Origin of the sequence: Pontibacter mangrovi, from assembly GCF_006385705.1 — a bacterium.
GTDB lineage: Bacteria > Bacteroidota > Bacteroidia > Cytophagales > Hymenobacteraceae > Pontibacter > Pontibacter mangrovi.
Genome location: NZ_VFRQ01000001.1, coordinates 141,051 through 155,482, shown reverse-complemented (window position 1 = coordinate 155,482; position 14,432 = coordinate 141,051). Strand labels below are relative to the sequence as shown.

Here is a 14,432-nt window from a genome sequence, read left to right as displayed (position 1 = left end):
ACTATTTCCAGCTAAAGTTTAAGGTAACAGAAGGCAACGGAAATGGCACGATCGATACCTTTTTGGCCTGCAGCTTTACGCTGTCGCCAAAGGCGCTTCCTTCGTTATCGATGTAGTATAAGTAGGGATTCCGGCGGCCATACACGTTGTAGAGCGAGAAGGTCCAGCTGTTTTCGATGTTCTTCCATTTTTTCCCTTCCAGTGTAGCGGCCAGGTCGAGGCGGTGGGTGGGCTGCATCCGGAAGCTGTTGCGCTCGCCGTACTGGTAGTTCACGGTGCCCTCCAGAAAATAACGACGCACCGGCTGGGTGGTGGCCTCGCCGGTGCCGTACACAAACGTGCCGCCCAAGGTCCAGCGCTCGTTATACTTATAGGTCGCCACCAACGACAGGTCGTGGCGGCGGTCGTAGCGGGCCGGGAAGGGTGCCCCGTTGTTTAACGCTGGAAACGTGCGCGTGGTGCGGGAGAGCGTGTAGCCCAGCCAGCCCTGCAGGTTGCCGTAGTTCTTGCGCAGGAAAAGCTCTATGCCGTAAGACTTGCCGCAGCCGCTCACAAACTCATACTCCAGGTCGCGGTTGCTGGGGCCGGGCGCAAAGCCCTCGCGGTACTCCAGTTGGTTTTTCATCTTTTTATAGTATACTTCCACCGAGCCTTCGTACTGGTTTTGCTTTATACTTCTAAAGTAGCCCAGCGCATACTGCGTGGCATACTGCGGCTCCACCAGCGCTGAGCTTGGCACCCACACATCCAGCGGCAGCGTGGTATAAGCATTCGAAACCAGGTGCAGGTACTGGGCAGACCGCGTAAAAGCGGCTTTTACAGAAGAACCTGGGCTAAGCTCATACTTGGCAGACACCCGCGGCTCCAGCGCCTGATAGGTTTTCACCTGTTCGCCCCGGCCATAGCTGGCAGAGTCAGTGGCTATCATCCTATCGTTAAACTGGTAGCGGGTAAAGGGCCCGACTTGCGTAAAGTAACTGTTCCGAAGGCCCGCGCTAAGAAGCAATTTATCAGTGATGTAAAAATCATCTGAAACATAAAACGCATACTCGTGGCCATACTTGTTGCGGAGCCGCTCTGTGGAGAACACCTGCCCGCCTGCTCCCTCGGCCTCACCGGAGCGGGGTCGAAGCTTGTGGTATGTATACTGCACGCCATACCGCAGCTGATGCCGCGCACTTGCCTGATAGTTAAAGTCAATGTTGGCGCTATAATCCTGCACGCCCGTTTGTGCAACTGTGTTAAAGCCGCCAAAGTCCCAGCTAAACTCAAAGTCATACTTACTCAGCACCCCCGACACATCCAGCTGCAGTTTATCGCTAAAGGTATGGTGCCAGCGGGCGGTAGCGCTGGTGTTGCCCCAGAAAAAATCAGCGTCGAAGCGGCCATCCGACAACGTGAGCGCCCCCACATCGCGGCCATAGTAGCCACTCAGGTACAGTTTGTCTTTGCCGGAAAGTATAAAACTGAGTTTGCCGTTGAGGTCGTAGAAATAGTAAGGCACGCCGCCCTGATCTGTGTTCTTTAGGAAGGGGTTCATGAGCACGTCGGCATAGGTGCGCCGCCCCGAAAGTATAAAAGAAGCCTTATCCCGCGCCAACGGCCCCTGTACCGACACCCGCGAAGAGATCAGCCCCACGCCGCCATCCACCTGAAAGTCATTGTAGTCGCCGGTTTTCATGCCGATGTCGAGCACGGAGGAAAGGCGCCCGCCGTAACGGGCCGGCATGCTGCCTTTGATGAGCGTGGTTTCATCGATGGCGTCGCTGTTGAACACCGAGAAGAAGTTGAACAGGTGGCCGGGGTTGTACACAGTGGCCTTGTCGAGCAGCACCAGGTTCTGGTCTGCGCCGCCGCCCCGCACGTAAAAGCCCGTGCCGCCCTCACCAGCCGACTTTACCCCCGGCATCAGCTGCACGGTTTTCAGGATGTCGACTTCCCCAAACAGCACCGGCAAGGATTTGATCGTCTCGAGCGGCAACTCTAGTTCTCCCATGGCAGCCGTTTCGGTGAGGGGTGGTTTGCGGGCGGCAGTCACCTCCACCTCCTGCACCTGGTACGCGGTGGGCACCAGCTTTATTCGTAAGTCTACTGACTGATTGAGCTGCAGCGGGAGCTCTTGCTGCTGATAGCCAATAAACTTAACCACAAGCGTATACATGCCTTCAGGAGCAGCAAAGCTAAAACTGCCCGTAGCCTCCGAAACTGCTCCTGCCGCTGGCCGCTCTTTCAGCGCCACGGCAGCGCCGGCCAGCGGCTCACCGGTTTGCGCATCCAGCACCAAACCGCCTATTTTGAAAACAGATTGTGCCGTAGCCGGAAAAAGCAGGCACAGCAGGCCTGCCAGAAGTAAAAAAGTATGCTTTGAGATTCGCAAATTGGTTGCTCTTGTTTTGCAAAGCAACAGGCAGCAAAGGCAAAGGTTTAGCGGCTAAAGTAGGGGTACTTCTGCAGCAGCCTGAAGTATAGCATGGAGCAAAGAAAGGCCATAAGGGCGCCCAACAAGGCACCCAGCAGCACATCCGCCGGAAAATGCACACCCAGGTAAATGCGGCTGTAGGTAACCACTACCGCCCAAGCCACCAATACCACCTTAAAAATAAAGTAGCGGTCGGAGAGGATGAGGTTAAAGAAAACAGCCAGGGCAAAGGTATTGGCCGCATGCGACGAGATAAACCCGTACCTGCCGCCGCAGCCCTCCACAATGTTGACGATCCCTGAAAGCGTTGGGTCATGACAGGGGCGGAGGCGCATAAAGTATGGCTTCATGAGTCCGGAAGCGATAAAATCGGAGAGGCCGATCGCCAGCACAACCAGCAGGATCATCAGGATGCTTTGCCTGCGGTAGCGCCACACCAGGTAGCCGACCAGGCCCAGGTAAAACGGTATCCACACCAGCTTCTCCGACACGAACACCATCACAGCGTCCCAGAAAGGACTGTGCAGGTCGTTCAGGTAAACGAAAACTTCTTTATCCAGCTGCTCCAGCGCCTCTACCATTACCTGCCTTCGTTTACCCAGTCGATGTCTTTTTTCAGATAGCTGAGCGTCTGCTCCTCAGCGCTTCTTGGCTCCGGCGTGAAATTATACACCCAGGAAGCATGCGTCGGCAAACTCATGAGGATAGATTCGATTCTGCCTTTGGTCAGCAGCCCAAACTTGGTGCCACGGTCATATACCAGGTTAAATTCCACATAGCGGCCGCGGCGGATGAGCTGCCACTGCTTCTCGCGCTCCCCATAGGGCAGGTTGCGGTTCTGGTTGATGACAGACGTATAAAACGGGATGAACGCATAGGCCACATCATGTACAAAAGCCAGGCGCTCTTCCATACTTATCTCCTCTGTTGCCATCAGCCTGTCGAAGAAAATGCCGCCCACGCCGCGCGTCTCGTCGCGGTGCTCGTTGTAAAAATAATCGTCGGCCCATTTCTTAAACTCCGGGTAATAGCTGGGGTGGTGCTTATCACATACGGCCTTCATCTGCTCATGAAACTCCCGCGCCTGTTTCACGTCCACGTAAATGGGCGTCATATCGATGCCGCCGCCGAACCAGGCCTGCCCGTTGCCCGCCTCAAAGTAGCGCACGTTCATGTGTGCGATGGGCACCATCGGGCTGTGCGGGTGCATCACCACCGATACGCCGGTGGCAAAATAGCGTGGGTCTGGCATCTGCAGGGCCTTCAAAAACTGCGGCGACAACTCGCCGGTTACGGCAGAGAAGTTGACGCCGCCTTTTTCCAGTACCTGGCCGTTCTCAATCACACGGGTAATACCCCCGCCGCCGCCTTCGTGCTGCCATACTTCTGAACTGAAAGTGGCGCCGCCGTCGCATGTTTCAAGGGCATGGCAAAGATCTGCCTGGAACTGGCGCATAAACGCCTCAACTTTTTCTCTGAACATTATACTAGATGATAGATGATAGATGTAAGAAGCTAGAAATTATACTTAGTGATTATGGATACAACATTAACAGAGAGGTTATTGCATTACGATCAATGCAACCGCAGCAAGCAATTTACCAATCTTCGGAGCCTTCTGTCGCGCAGCGCTTGTTGTGTTTCCTTTATCAAGTATCTCATGTATACTATTCAGCGTATCGATACTTTCCTGCAAAATTACCTAATTCTGGCGGCTCTACCGAACCCATTTGTCACTTTACTTAAAACCTGAAAATTTGTAACTTCGGGCAAACCTTAATGCAACCTATGTCACACGAAACCCTGGAAGCCACAAAACTAGATCTGGAATTACTAAAAAAGGCTTACCGACTGATGATAACTGCCAAAACCATGGCAGATACCTACGAAGAAAACAAGGCGATCTGCAGCAAGTATGTGCACAGCACCTCGCGCGGCCACGAAGCCATACAACTGGCTGCCGCCCTGCAGCTACAGCCCTACGATTACGCCTCGCTCTACTACCGCGACGACTCTATGCTGCTGGGCATGGGCCTGCAGCCCTACGAGCTCATGCTGCAGCTCATGGCCAAGGCTGATGACCCCTTCTCAGGAGGACGCACCTACTACGGGCACCCATCACTGAAGCGCGAAGGCTTTCCCACTATACCGCACCAGAGCTCGGCAACCGGCATGCAGGCCATACCGGCAACAGGCATGGCCCACGGACTGGCCTACCTGGAAGGGCAGGGGCTGCTGAAAGGGGAGGAGAAACCTATCGTGTTGTGCTCTTTGGGTGACGGCTCTGTGACCGAAGGCGAGGTGGCCGAGGCTTTTCAGATGGCAGTGCTGAAGGGGCTGCCGATCATCTACCTGATACAGGACAATGACTGGGGGATTTCGGCTACCGGCAAGGAGATGCGCGCCATGGACGCCTTTGAGTTTGCGGCTGGCTTTAAAGGGATGGAGCGCCTGCGGGTGAACGGCTCTGATTTTGAATCTTCCTACGAAGGGATGCGCGTAGCGATAGAGTATGTGCGCAAAGTGCGCCGCCCGATACTGGTGCATGCCAAGGTACCGCTGCTGGGCCACCATACTTCCGGCGTGCGCCGGGAATGGTACCGGGGCGATAACCTGCAGCAGCACAGCATAGACGACCCGATTCCGAAGCTGCGCGAGGTGCTGCTCGAGTCAGGTGTGCCGGTGGAGGACATAAAGCTGCTGGAGCAGGAAGCGATGAACACGGTAGCCGCAGACTATGAGCGGGCCTTAAAGGCACCCAACCCCGACCCAGCCTCTTTCGATACGCATGAGTTTGCTCCGACGCCGGTAACAGAAGAGAAAGGGGAGCGCAGCCCGCAAGGCGCAGAGAAAGCGATTATGGTGGATGCCGCCCTGCACGCTGTGGATGACATCCTCAAAACCTATCCAGAGGCACTATTTTACGGCCAGGATGTGGGCGGAGAGTTGGGCGGCGTGTTCAGGGAGGCTGCCTTGCTTGCTAAAAAGTATGGTGATGCCCGTGTGTTTAATACTCCGATTCAGGAAGCCTATATTGTGGGGTCAACGGCCGGTATGTCGGCGGTGGGCGCCAAAGCTATTGTAGAGATTCAGTTCGCCGATTATATCTGGCCCGGCATTAACCAGCTGGTAGAAGAGCTATCGAAGAGCTGCTATCTGAGCAACGGCAAATTCCCGATTCAGTCTGTTATCCGAGTGCCGATCGGTGCTTACGGCGGCGGCGGCCCATACCACTCCGGAAGTATAGAGTCCACGCTGCTCAACATCCGCGGAATAAAAGTCGTGTTTCCTAGCAACGCTGCCGATATGAAAGGCCTGATGAAAGCTGCCTTCCTGGACCCGAACCCGGTGGTGATGCTGGAGCATAAGGGCATTTACTGGTCAAAAGTGCCGGGCACCGAGGATGCCAAAACCGTGGAGCCGGATGAGAACTATATCCTGCCGCTGGGCAAGGCAAACGTGGTGCAGCAGGCTAATGAACAGGAAATGCGCATGGGCAACAGCCTGACCGTCATTACTTATGGCATGGGCGTATACTGGGCTAAAACAGCCTCTAAGCAGTTTCCGGGAAGTATAGAAATCGTGGACCTGCGCACCCTCAACCCGCTGGACTATGAAACAGTGAAGGCTTCGGTAGAGCGCCACGGCAAAGCACTGGTGCTGACGGAGGAACCCCTGATGAACTCCTTTGCCGAGTCTCTGGCTGGGCGATTGTCGAGAGACTGCTTTCAGAAGCTGGATGCCCCCATTTATACCTTAGGAGCCGCCAACCTGCCTGCCATTCCGCTGAACGTGGAGCTGGAGAAGATGATGCTGCCAAACGCTGAGAAAGTAGCCGCTAAAATAGAAGAGCTGCTGAACTACTAAGGTTTAGTTAAGCAAGTATAAAATGGAAAGCCCTGCCGGTAAAAGGCGGGGCTTTTCGTTTTGCCTGAAATCGAAGTAAATCCTACATCAGTTAAAAATGCTTAGAAGGATTTCAGCAACTACTAAGAAATTCCCCTCCCTGGAGGGGCTAGGGGTGGGTTCAGGATGCAGGCAAACAGGTTTGCCTATGTTCTTTTGGACAACCTGTAAATCCTGATTTAGAAAGGATAACCGATACCAATCTGCAGGGTGCTTTGGTTGTTGGTGGTAAAAAAGCCGCCCAGGTTAAAGTTTGGCAGCACGAAACGCTCGTTCTTCCACTGTGCCGGATCATATACTTTGGTGGCAAAATCAAAGCGCAGAATGAGCACCGACAGATCGAAGCGGAGGCCGAAACCAGTACCTACGGCCAGCTCTTTGTAAAAGCGGTTAAACCTGAAATCTGCCCCTGGACGGTTGGCATCCGGGTTGAGCAGCCACACGTTGCCGGCATCCACAAAAAGAGCTCCGTTTATAAAGCTGAACATGTTAAAGCGGTACTCCATATTTGCCTCCAGCAGCACCTCGCCAGGCTGCTCTATGTCATAGTCGCGCACAATCACTTTATTGCCTTCTGTGTCCTCTTTCACCGTGAGGGCGGCATACGAACCCAGCCCCAGGCGCCGCGACTGCCATGCCCTGACGCTGGAGGCGCCCCCGGCAAAGAAAAACTTGTCGTAGGGCAGCGTTTGGCCGCTGAACATGGGAGAGGCCACGCCTCCGTTGATGCGGTATACAAAATAGCGTTTGTTGCCCAAAGGGATATAGCGGCGGTAATCTGGGTTGATGCGCCCGTACTGGTAGGTGCGCAGGTTGTTTACGTTCAGGTTCAGGCCAAGCTCCTTCGTAAGCCCTCCCAACTCCACCAGCGTCCTGAAGAACCTTGCATTACGGGTTTGCGTGAAATCATTGGTGTTGTAGATAAAGTTGAAGCCAATGAACGAAATAATACCGTCATCGAAACTGCCCAACAGGGAGCGGCTGCCAGAGCTGTTGTTCTCCAGCCTGCTCCGGAATCCGATGTCCTTGATATCGCCCTGCACGATGTTGAAATTGACAGGGGAGAAGATGAACTGCATTACGGGCGGCTGCAGCGAGCTGCGCGCGCGTTGCCAAATGTAATCAAGCCCCAGCTCGTAAGTGGAACGGACATACTCCTGGCGGTCTTCGCTGTTATAGCCGGTATAAAAGCGCGTGCGCGGGCTGAAGTCGGCCAGCAGGTTCTTTCTCGTAAACGGCAAAAGTATAACCGGGAACGAAAGCGAGGAATTTAGACCAAACTCCCGAATCAACACAGCCTGGTCCGGGTCTGAAAGGCTGGCCTGGTACTCAATACCGCCTCGCACGCCGAAATCCAGGTTCTCGGCTCCGCCAAAAACGTTTCGCACACGCAGGTTCAGGCTGGAGAACGGGCCCGGCTTTTTCTCCGTAAAATTCATACCTAACTCAGCTGTTTCCTGAAATTTTTTGGCGGGCAGGGCATTCACCAGCGCGTTCAACTCATAGCTTGAGTCGGTTGGGGCCTGCACTTTGGTATAGAACACGTTATTAAACTGAAACGCGTCTAGGTCGGCCAGTTTGCGCTGTGTGGTGAGGGTGCGCAGTTGGCTGTATCGCTGGCCCGGGTAAATGTCCACCTTCTTATCCAGTATCTTAGAAGAGTACTTATGCTCGTAAGCAATGTACTTAATGCCGTTATACTCCAGCGTATCGCGCGGAATGCCGAAGCGGTCTGCATCCGTTTTAAAGTATACATTTTTGATGGTGTAAACTTTATGCGTCGAGTCCTGCTCGGGGCTCTGCACAATGGTTTTTACGCGGGCTGTGTTTTCGGCAAAACTGGTGTCTACCTCAAACTCAATATACGCTCTAGCAAAATCATAGTAGCCCCGGTTGCGCAGCATTTCATAGAGGCGGTCGCGCTCCTGCGTCAGCTGCTCCTCATCGTAGCGCTCGCCTGTCTGCAGCAGCGACCGGTTTTGGCTGCGCTCCACAATCCGCAGAATGCGCGGGTCTTTTATATCGTAGCTAAGTTCGGAGTAGACGTATGGCTGGTTCTCCTCGATATTGATATCTATGTAAACCAGCTTCTCCTGCTTAACATCTTTGGTATAGCTTAGATTGTTGTTGAAGTAGCCTTTGGAGTTAAGGTAGATCTCAATCTGGTCCATGGTCTCCTGCATGCGCAGGGAGTCGTAGATGGCGGGCGGCTCGCCCAGCTGCATCACAAAGTTCCCTTCCTGCAACTTGTTCTTCAGCCTGTCTATGCGCCCGTTAAATTTGTCGCGCAGCTTGTTTATCTTTACGGTATCGGTGCCGGCCTCTTCTATTTTGCGGTCCATCCGGTTCTCCTGCTTCTCCATCCTTTGGCGGATTTTCTGCGGGTCGTAAAACTTTTTGCCGAAATTGTAGAGTGCCAGGTATGGCGTAGACCCAAGCACCATGCGGTTGGGCTGTTGCTGGTAAAGTTCCTGAATGGCAGCAGGATCCACCGACTTCAGGCCGGTTGGCTCCATACTGACAAGCAGCCGCTCGTTTTCCCCCAGGTTCTTGGTCGGGATGCAGGCGTGGAGGCCCAGCATTGCAAAACTCAGGGCGGCTATGTATAATCGTGATCTCAAACGTGTAACCAGCTATGTTGTCTAAAGCAGTAGTAAAGTATATTAAATCGTTGCAAGTAAAAAAATACCGCAACCAACACCAAGCCTTTGTGGTGGAGGGAGCGAAAAGTGTGCTGGAGCTACTGCAGTCTGACTTTGAGGTACAGCACCTGTTCGTTACCCAAGACTTCCTGCGAGAACATACAGCCATACTGGCCAAAGGTTTTAAATATGAGGTGGTAACAGAGGAGGAACTGGTAAAGGCCGGCACCTTCTCCAGCAATAACGCCGCCCTGGCCGTAGCACACATGCGGCAGCTGCCGCCCCTGCACGTTAGCCCCTCAGAGCTGGTAATTGCCCTGGATGATATCCGCGACCCCGGCAACCTGGGCACCATCATCCGCATCGCCGACTGGTATGGCATACAGCAGGTGGTCTGCTCAGAAAATTGTGCCGATTTCTACAACCCGAAGGTCATTTCCGCTACCATGGGCTCTTTTACAAGGGTGAACGTCTACTACCTCAACCTGCCCGCGTGGCTGCAGCAGCACACCGATAAGTATAAAATTTACGGCGCGGCGCTAAACGGCGAGAACCTGCACCGAATGCAGCTGAAGCCGGAGGGCATAGTGGTGCTTGGCAACGAGGCGAACGGTATACGGCCCGAAGTGGCCCACCAGGTAAACCGGCTCATCAAAATACCGGCTTTTGGCAAAGCGGAGTCCTTAAACGTAGCCACTGCCACTGCCATCATTATCGACAATTTCCGGCGAAACGGGTAAAAGAAAAAAGGAGTCGTTGTTCGACTCCTCCTTTACTCTCACTTTAAACAATCACATTTATACTTTAGTAGAGCAACCTGAAACCAAAGCTCAGCACATTCTCTTCCGGGCCGCGGTTATTTTTAAACAGGTTGTTCATGTTATACTTTGCAAAGAGGTCTACGCCGCCATATCCTATCACACCCTCCACACCGTACTGGAAGTCGTTGAGGTTGAAGCTATCACGTATTTTGTCTTTCTGTGTTTTACCCTCTTCCTCATATTTTAGTTTTAAGTGGCTGCCCAGGCGGTAGCCGATGAAGGGGCCGGCACCGATGCTGAAGCCATCCTTACCATTGTCGCGCTTAAACTCCAGGCTTGCCATCAGCGGCAGGTTAACAGAGGAGTGGGTTAGCTTAGACTTTTCATAGTTTCGCTCCGGATCGACCGTAAAGTAGGTCATGTTGTCGATGTCCTGCACGATAATGTTGTCCTCAAACATATAGTTGTTGAAGGCGAACTCCAGGCCAGACACCAGGTGGAAAGGGCTTTTTTGGCCGCCAATCTGAGACTTGAGGCGGAAGTTCAGGCTCACGTACCGAGAGCCCCACGGCTTAAGGTCTGCCGTATTTTGCCCCTGCTCTGTAAAGGTGTTGAAGCCTAGGTCCACGTCAAAGCCTGTGCGGGTAGCCTTGTATACTTCTTCGTGGGCTGTTTCCTCGGCAGTGTCTTGTGTGCTGCGGTCCGGGAAGTCAACGTTTACGTGGGTGTTATCGCCGTCTTCCTCCACATCTACTTTAATCTTAAACTTTTTGTTGATCACCACCTCGTGGGTCTCCTTGCGCACTTCGCCGGTCTGTGGGTCCTGCTCCTGCACCGTTACGGTTACATGCTCAGCCTTGCCATCCTGCGCCTCCGACTTGTTAAATGTTACCGTCATTTCCTTCGACTCCGGGTTGGAGCCTTCCATTTGGTCCACGCGCTTCACATACTTGTTCAGCTCCCGCATCAGCGAGTCGAGGCTGTAGTTCTGGAAGGCCTGCAGCTGCTGGATGTTCTCCAGGTGCAGGATCATGGTGGCGCCATTCGCCATTTTCACCACAATGGTGTCTTGTTCGGTACCGTTTAGTCTTTCTTTCAGGGTGTTACCGCCCTTGGCAGACACACCGGTAGCGGCGGCCATGAAAATGGCCATTACGAGTAGTAGAATCCGTTTCATGTTTTTGTGTTTAGAGATTGATCACTTTAGAGATTTTCTGTTTGCCGATCTGCGTTTCCAGCGCGAGCCGGTCGGCGCGGATGCCCAGTTCCTCCAGTTCCACACTTTCCCCCGTGGCAAGGTTTTTCACCTGCTTAAAGATGTTCTTGGCAAGTGCCTTCTTTCTGCCGCCGGTGGGCGCTTCATCGCCTGCAGGCTCCGTTAAACTAGAAGCTACGCCGCGCTTGATGATGATCTCCACTGGCTCAGCGTTCAGGTTGGCACTGGCCAGGGCTGCTGACGCAGAAACAGGTGCCGCCTCCTTCGCAGTAGTCGCTGGGTTTGTGTTAGATGCGATGGCCGTCTGCGCATCTTCCATAGTCGCCTCTTTTACAGTAGCCTTTGCATTACCGGACTGCTGTGTAGCTTTAGGCTTTGTTGTTGCCATTGCTACGGCTTGCTGTTTTGTTGGCGTCTTTGTTAGGTTAGATGCAGGGTTGGTTGCTTCGGTTGCCTGTAGTTCAGATTTTTTTTCTTGTTCTGATGAATTTTCTTCAGCCGGTTCCGTTTGCGCCATCATACTTTCAGGCGTGCCTGCTTCCGGCTCTGGTACAAGTATAGGCGCTGCGTCTGGCCGGCTCTCCGGCAGCTTTACATCATACTTGGTGATGGTTTCATTGATCTCAGGTGTACCGGACTTGATGTTGTAGAACACCACGCCGACAGCTAAAAGGAGCGACAGGGTAGCGGCCACCGAGGAGTACACCCACATGTACCGCTGCTTTCCTTCTTTCTTCTGCTCCGCCTCAGGTGTAAGTATAACCAGCGGCTTCTCCTGCTCAGCCTCCATACGCTCCTGCAGGCGGCTCCAAAGATCTGCCGGAGGCGTGGGGGCGGTGTTGCCCAGGCGCTCCTTAAATAGTTTGTCTATGTCTTCGGGTTTCATTGTATCCTCCTTCGTTTAACTGGCCACAGCCTCTAAGCCTTCCAGCCTCCGCTGCAGCATGGTGCGTGCCTTGCTTAACTGAGACTTGGAGGTTCCCTCGGTAATTCCGAGCATATCGGCTATTTCCTTATGTGCGTATCCTTCTATAGCGTACAGGTTAAAAACCGCCCTGTAGCCTGCGGGTAATGTCCGGAGCAGTTCCAGCAGCTCACCTTCCGCCATATCGTGGTCGGCACCGGTGGGGCTGGCTACCTGCGTGTAGGTGTCTTCAATGGCCAGGTGCAGCGGCTCTTTCTTGCGCAAAAAAGCCAGTGCCTCGTTCACCATAATCCGACGAACCCAGCCTTCAAAGCTGCCTTTCCCCTCAAAACGGTCTATGTGCTGATAGATCTTCATAAACCCGTTCAGCAGCGCCTCTTCCGCGTCCATCTGGTTCTTAAGATAGCGCAGACATACGCCGTACATCTGCGAGGCAAAGCGCTCATACAGGTGCTTCTGCGCCTTCCCGTCTGCCTTCTGGCATCCTGCTATCAGTTCTGCTTCTGTCACGCGCTGTAAAAGTTTGATCTATACGATTTTCTTCCGTTTCAAATGAGGAGCAGCGTTTGCTCTTTACCCCTTAGATGCAAGGTACCCGTGGAGTGGTTGCCTGAGGATGTCTAAATTTTCATCTTTTTTTTCACGTTCACAATGCGTCTACTATAAAACACTCGGTATCAACTCAAAAAGAAAGCGGTAAAGTTAAATTTATGGCGTCTACGGGATTATTTTGACGGGAAGTATGGCTACAGGGCGCTAGTTAATAGAGAAAAGAGAGGGGAAAAGTATTGGTGAAAAAACAGAAGCGGCTCCCCATTTCTGAGAAGCCGCTTCGTGTTTTTGAAAATCAAATTTTCAACTTTTAGCCATACATACTAACGGGACTGGTGGAAGAAGGTTACGGTAGGTGCAAAAAAAAACTACACTTCCTCTTCAAGCAGGATTGGCCCCAGCACTTGCCATACGTTCTCAGCCAGTATCTTTTGCCCTTCCTCAGTTGGGTGGATGCCGTCTTTTTGGTTGAGGTCCGGCTCCCCGCCAACGCCTTCCAGCAGGAAAGGCACCAGTTGCACATCTTTTTCGGAAGCCACCCGGGTAAAGACATCCTTAAACTCCTGTGCATATTGCTGCCCCATACTTGGCGGCACCTGCATGCCCGTTAAGATAATGTTGACATCAGGGTTGCTTTTCCGAACCTTGTCGATGATGATGCCCAGGTTCTGGTAAGTTTCCGCGGTAGGTATGCCGCGTAAGCCATCGTTTGCCCCAAGCTCCAACACAAAGACATCTACCGGCTGCTTTTTCAGAAGCCAATCCACCCGGTTTTTACCGCCGGCAGTTGTCTCGCCGCTCAGTCCGGCATTAATGGCTTTGTAAGGCAGGTCAAGTGAGTCCAGGCGCTCTTGTATCAGGCCCGGGAAAGCCTGGGCAGGATCATCCAGTCCGTAGCCCGCCGTCAGGCTGTTACCAAAGAACAGGATTGTCTTTGTTCTGGCTACTGTCGCCTCTTTTTTACCGCTTTCGGCAGGTGCCGAAGCCTGCTGTTCCTGGGAAAGCTGTTCATTTGTAGATGCATCGCTGCAAGCCGTAAGGGCTGTCAGGGCGGCCAGCGTTAGGGTTAAAAGGTGATTTTTTATCGTCATCATGTAATTTTTGCTACTTTTATACTTAGCCTAAGCTAAACATATAACGTACCGAAAGAGTTATTTTGTTTTTAGACTGAAGACTTTAAAACTGTCCTGCAGAACCTGAATTTATACTTTCAATCTTAAACTTATACTTCAACCGTGCCTTCCATACTAGACATCATAAACCTTAAAAAAGATTACGACAGCGGCGACCGTCACCTGACAGTGCTGCAAGGTATAAATTTTTCGTTGGATGCCGGCGACATGTGCGCCATAGTGGGGCCCTCAGGCAGCGGTAAAACTACCTTGCTGGGGCTTTGCGCGGGGTTAGACCGTGCTTCCTCGGGCTCTGTTATACTTAACGGGATCAAACTCGACGAGCTGTCGGAGGATGCCCGGGCGCAGGTGCGAAACCAGTACGTAGGCTTTATCTTCCAAAACTTCCAGCTGATACCCACGCTTACTGCCCTTGAAAACGTGATGGTGCCAATGGAGCTAAGGGGAGAGCGAAATGTGCAGCAACAAGCCATGGAGCTGCTGGCGCGGGTAGGGCTTGCCGAGCGGGCTGACCACTATCCTACGCAATTGTCGGGAGGAGAGCAGCAGCGGGTGTCGCTGGCCAGAGCCTTTTCTAACAAACCAGCCATACTCTTTGCGGACGAACCAACCGGCAACTTGGACGAAGAAACCGGGGAGCGGGTGGAGAAGCTACTTTTCGACCTGAACCGGGAAGCGGGCACCACGCTAGTTCTCGTTACCCACGACCTGGAGCTGGCCGCCAAAACTGACCGCATCATCCGCATCAAAGGCGGCACGGTGGTTTCGGATCAGCTTACGGCCTTTATGGCGAACGATTAGTGGTTAATCTCTAATATTGATTAATTAGCTCCAGAAGTTAATCATTTATCATGATCTAATCACTACACCTTCACCCA

Annotated in this window: 11 protein-coding genes; 3 read left to right on the top strand and 8 right to left on the bottom strand. The window is 53.0% G+C overall.

Annotated elements, in window-relative coordinates:
* Position 1: 1 nt before the first annotated feature.
* From FJM65_RS00680 to hemF, 3 genes are read right to left on the bottom strand one after another with little or no spacing between them, the layout of a single operon-like run.
* Positions 2 to 2,377 (bottom strand): TonB-dependent receptor, encoded by a 2,376-nt coding sequence (locus FJM65_RS00680; RefSeq protein ID WP_239022776.1) that lies wholly within the window; start codon positions 2,375 to 2,377, stop codon positions 2 to 4.
* 47 nt (positions 2,378 to 2,424) lie between these two features.
* Positions 2,425 to 3,000, bottom strand: coding sequence for a phosphatase PAP2 family protein (locus FJM65_RS00675; RefSeq protein ID WP_140618326.1), 576 nt, complete (start codon positions 2,998 to 3,000; stop codon positions 2,425 to 2,427).
* On the bottom strand, positions 3,000 to 3,902 hold the full coding sequence (gene hemF / locus FJM65_RS00670) for an oxygen-dependent coproporphyrinogen oxidase (RefSeq protein WP_140618324.1): 903 nt from the start codon (positions 3,900 to 3,902) through the stop codon (positions 3,000 to 3,002). The genes FJM65_RS00675 and hemF overlap by 1 nt, the downstream gene beginning before the upstream one ends.
* A gap of 305 nt (positions 3,903 to 4,207) precedes the next feature.
* Between hemF and FJM65_RS00665 the strand changes: the two genes are divergently transcribed.
* Entirely contained in the window at positions 4,208 to 6,286 is a 2,079-nt protein-coding gene (locus FJM65_RS00665) for an alpha-ketoacid dehydrogenase subunit alpha/beta (protein ID WP_140618322.1), read from the top strand.
* A gap of 218 nt (positions 6,287 to 6,504) precedes the next feature.
* On the opposite strand, the gene tamL is transcribed toward FJM65_RS00665, so the two are convergent.
* Entirely contained in the window at positions 6,505 to 8,946 is a 2,442-nt protein-coding gene (tamL, locus tag FJM65_RS00660; protein WP_140618320.1) for a translocation and assembly module lipoprotein TamL, read from the bottom strand.
* A gap of 14 nt (positions 8,947 to 8,960) precedes the next feature.
* On the opposite strand from tamL, the gene FJM65_RS00655 reads away from it, so the two are divergent.
* Positions 8,961 to 9,707 carry a TrmH family RNA methyltransferase gene (locus tag FJM65_RS00655; protein WP_140618318.1) on the top strand — a complete coding sequence of 249 codons (747 nt, stop codon included), beginning with the start codon at positions 8,961 to 8,963 and terminating at the stop codon, positions 9,705 to 9,707.
* Between the two features lie 64 nt (positions 9,708 to 9,771).
* Here FJM65_RS00655 and FJM65_RS00650 read toward each other — a convergent pair whose 3' ends face one another.
* The 4 genes from FJM65_RS00650 to FJM65_RS00635 form a co-directional block, all read right to left on the bottom strand.
* Positions 9,772 to 10,905 (bottom strand): outer membrane beta-barrel protein, encoded by a 1,134-nt coding sequence (locus FJM65_RS00650; protein WP_140618316.1) that lies wholly within the window; start codon positions 10,903 to 10,905, stop codon positions 9,772 to 9,774.
* 10 nt (positions 10,906 to 10,915) lie between these two features.
* On the bottom strand, positions 10,916 to 11,830 hold the full coding sequence (locus FJM65_RS00645; RefSeq protein WP_140618314.1) for a hypothetical protein: 915 nt from the start codon (positions 11,828 to 11,830) through the stop codon (positions 10,916 to 10,918).
* A gap of 15 nt (positions 11,831 to 11,845) precedes the next feature.
* The gene (locus tag FJM65_RS00640; RefSeq protein WP_140618312.1) at positions 11,846 to 12,379 is read right to left on the bottom strand and encodes an RNA polymerase sigma factor; all 534 of its coding nucleotides are present in this window, start codon (positions 12,377 to 12,379) and stop codon (positions 11,846 to 11,848) included.
* Positions 12,380 to 12,789: 410 nt separating this feature from the next.
* Positions 12,790 to 13,512 (bottom strand): arylesterase, encoded by a 723-nt coding sequence (locus tag FJM65_RS00635; RefSeq protein WP_140619459.1) that lies wholly within the window; start codon positions 13,510 to 13,512, stop codon positions 12,790 to 12,792.
* Between the two features lie 144 nt (positions 13,513 to 13,656).
* On the opposite strand from FJM65_RS00635, the gene FJM65_RS00630 reads away from it, so the two are divergent.
* Complete coding sequence (locus tag FJM65_RS00630; RefSeq protein ID WP_140618310.1) at positions 13,657 to 14,355, top strand: ABC transporter ATP-binding protein; 699 nt, start codon at positions 13,657 to 13,659, stop codon at positions 14,353 to 14,355.
* The last annotated feature ends 77 nt before the right edge of the window (positions 14,356 to 14,432 follow it).

Excerpts from the sequence above, each read along its gene's own strand:
- FJM65_RS00675 (WP_140618326.1), bottom strand. The coding sequence starts at position 3,000 with ATGGTAGAGGCGCTGGAGCAGCTGGATAAAGAAGTTTTCGTTTACCTG.
- hemF (WP_140618324.1), bottom strand. The coding sequence starts at position 3,902 with ATGTTCAGAGAAAAAGTTGAGGCGTTTATGCGCCAGTTCCAGGCAGAT.
- FJM65_RS00665 (WP_140618322.1), top strand. The coding sequence starts at position 4,208 with ATGTCACACGAAACCCTGGAAGCCACAAAACTAGATCTGGAATTACTA.
- FJM65_RS00655 (WP_140618318.1), top strand. The coding sequence starts at position 8,961 with ATGTTGTCTAAAGCAGTAGTAAAGTATATTAAATCGTTGCAAGTAAAA.
- FJM65_RS00650 (WP_140618316.1), bottom strand. The coding sequence starts at position 10,905 with ATGAAACGGATTCTACTACTCGTAATGGCCATTTTCATGGCCGCCGCT.
- FJM65_RS00645 (WP_140618314.1), bottom strand. The coding sequence starts at position 11,830 with ATGAAACCCGAAGACATAGACAAACTATTTAAGGAGCGCCTGGGCAAC.
- FJM65_RS00635 (WP_140619459.1), bottom strand. The coding sequence starts at position 13,512 with ATGACGATAAAAAATCACCTTTTAACCCTAACGCTGGCCGCCCTGACA.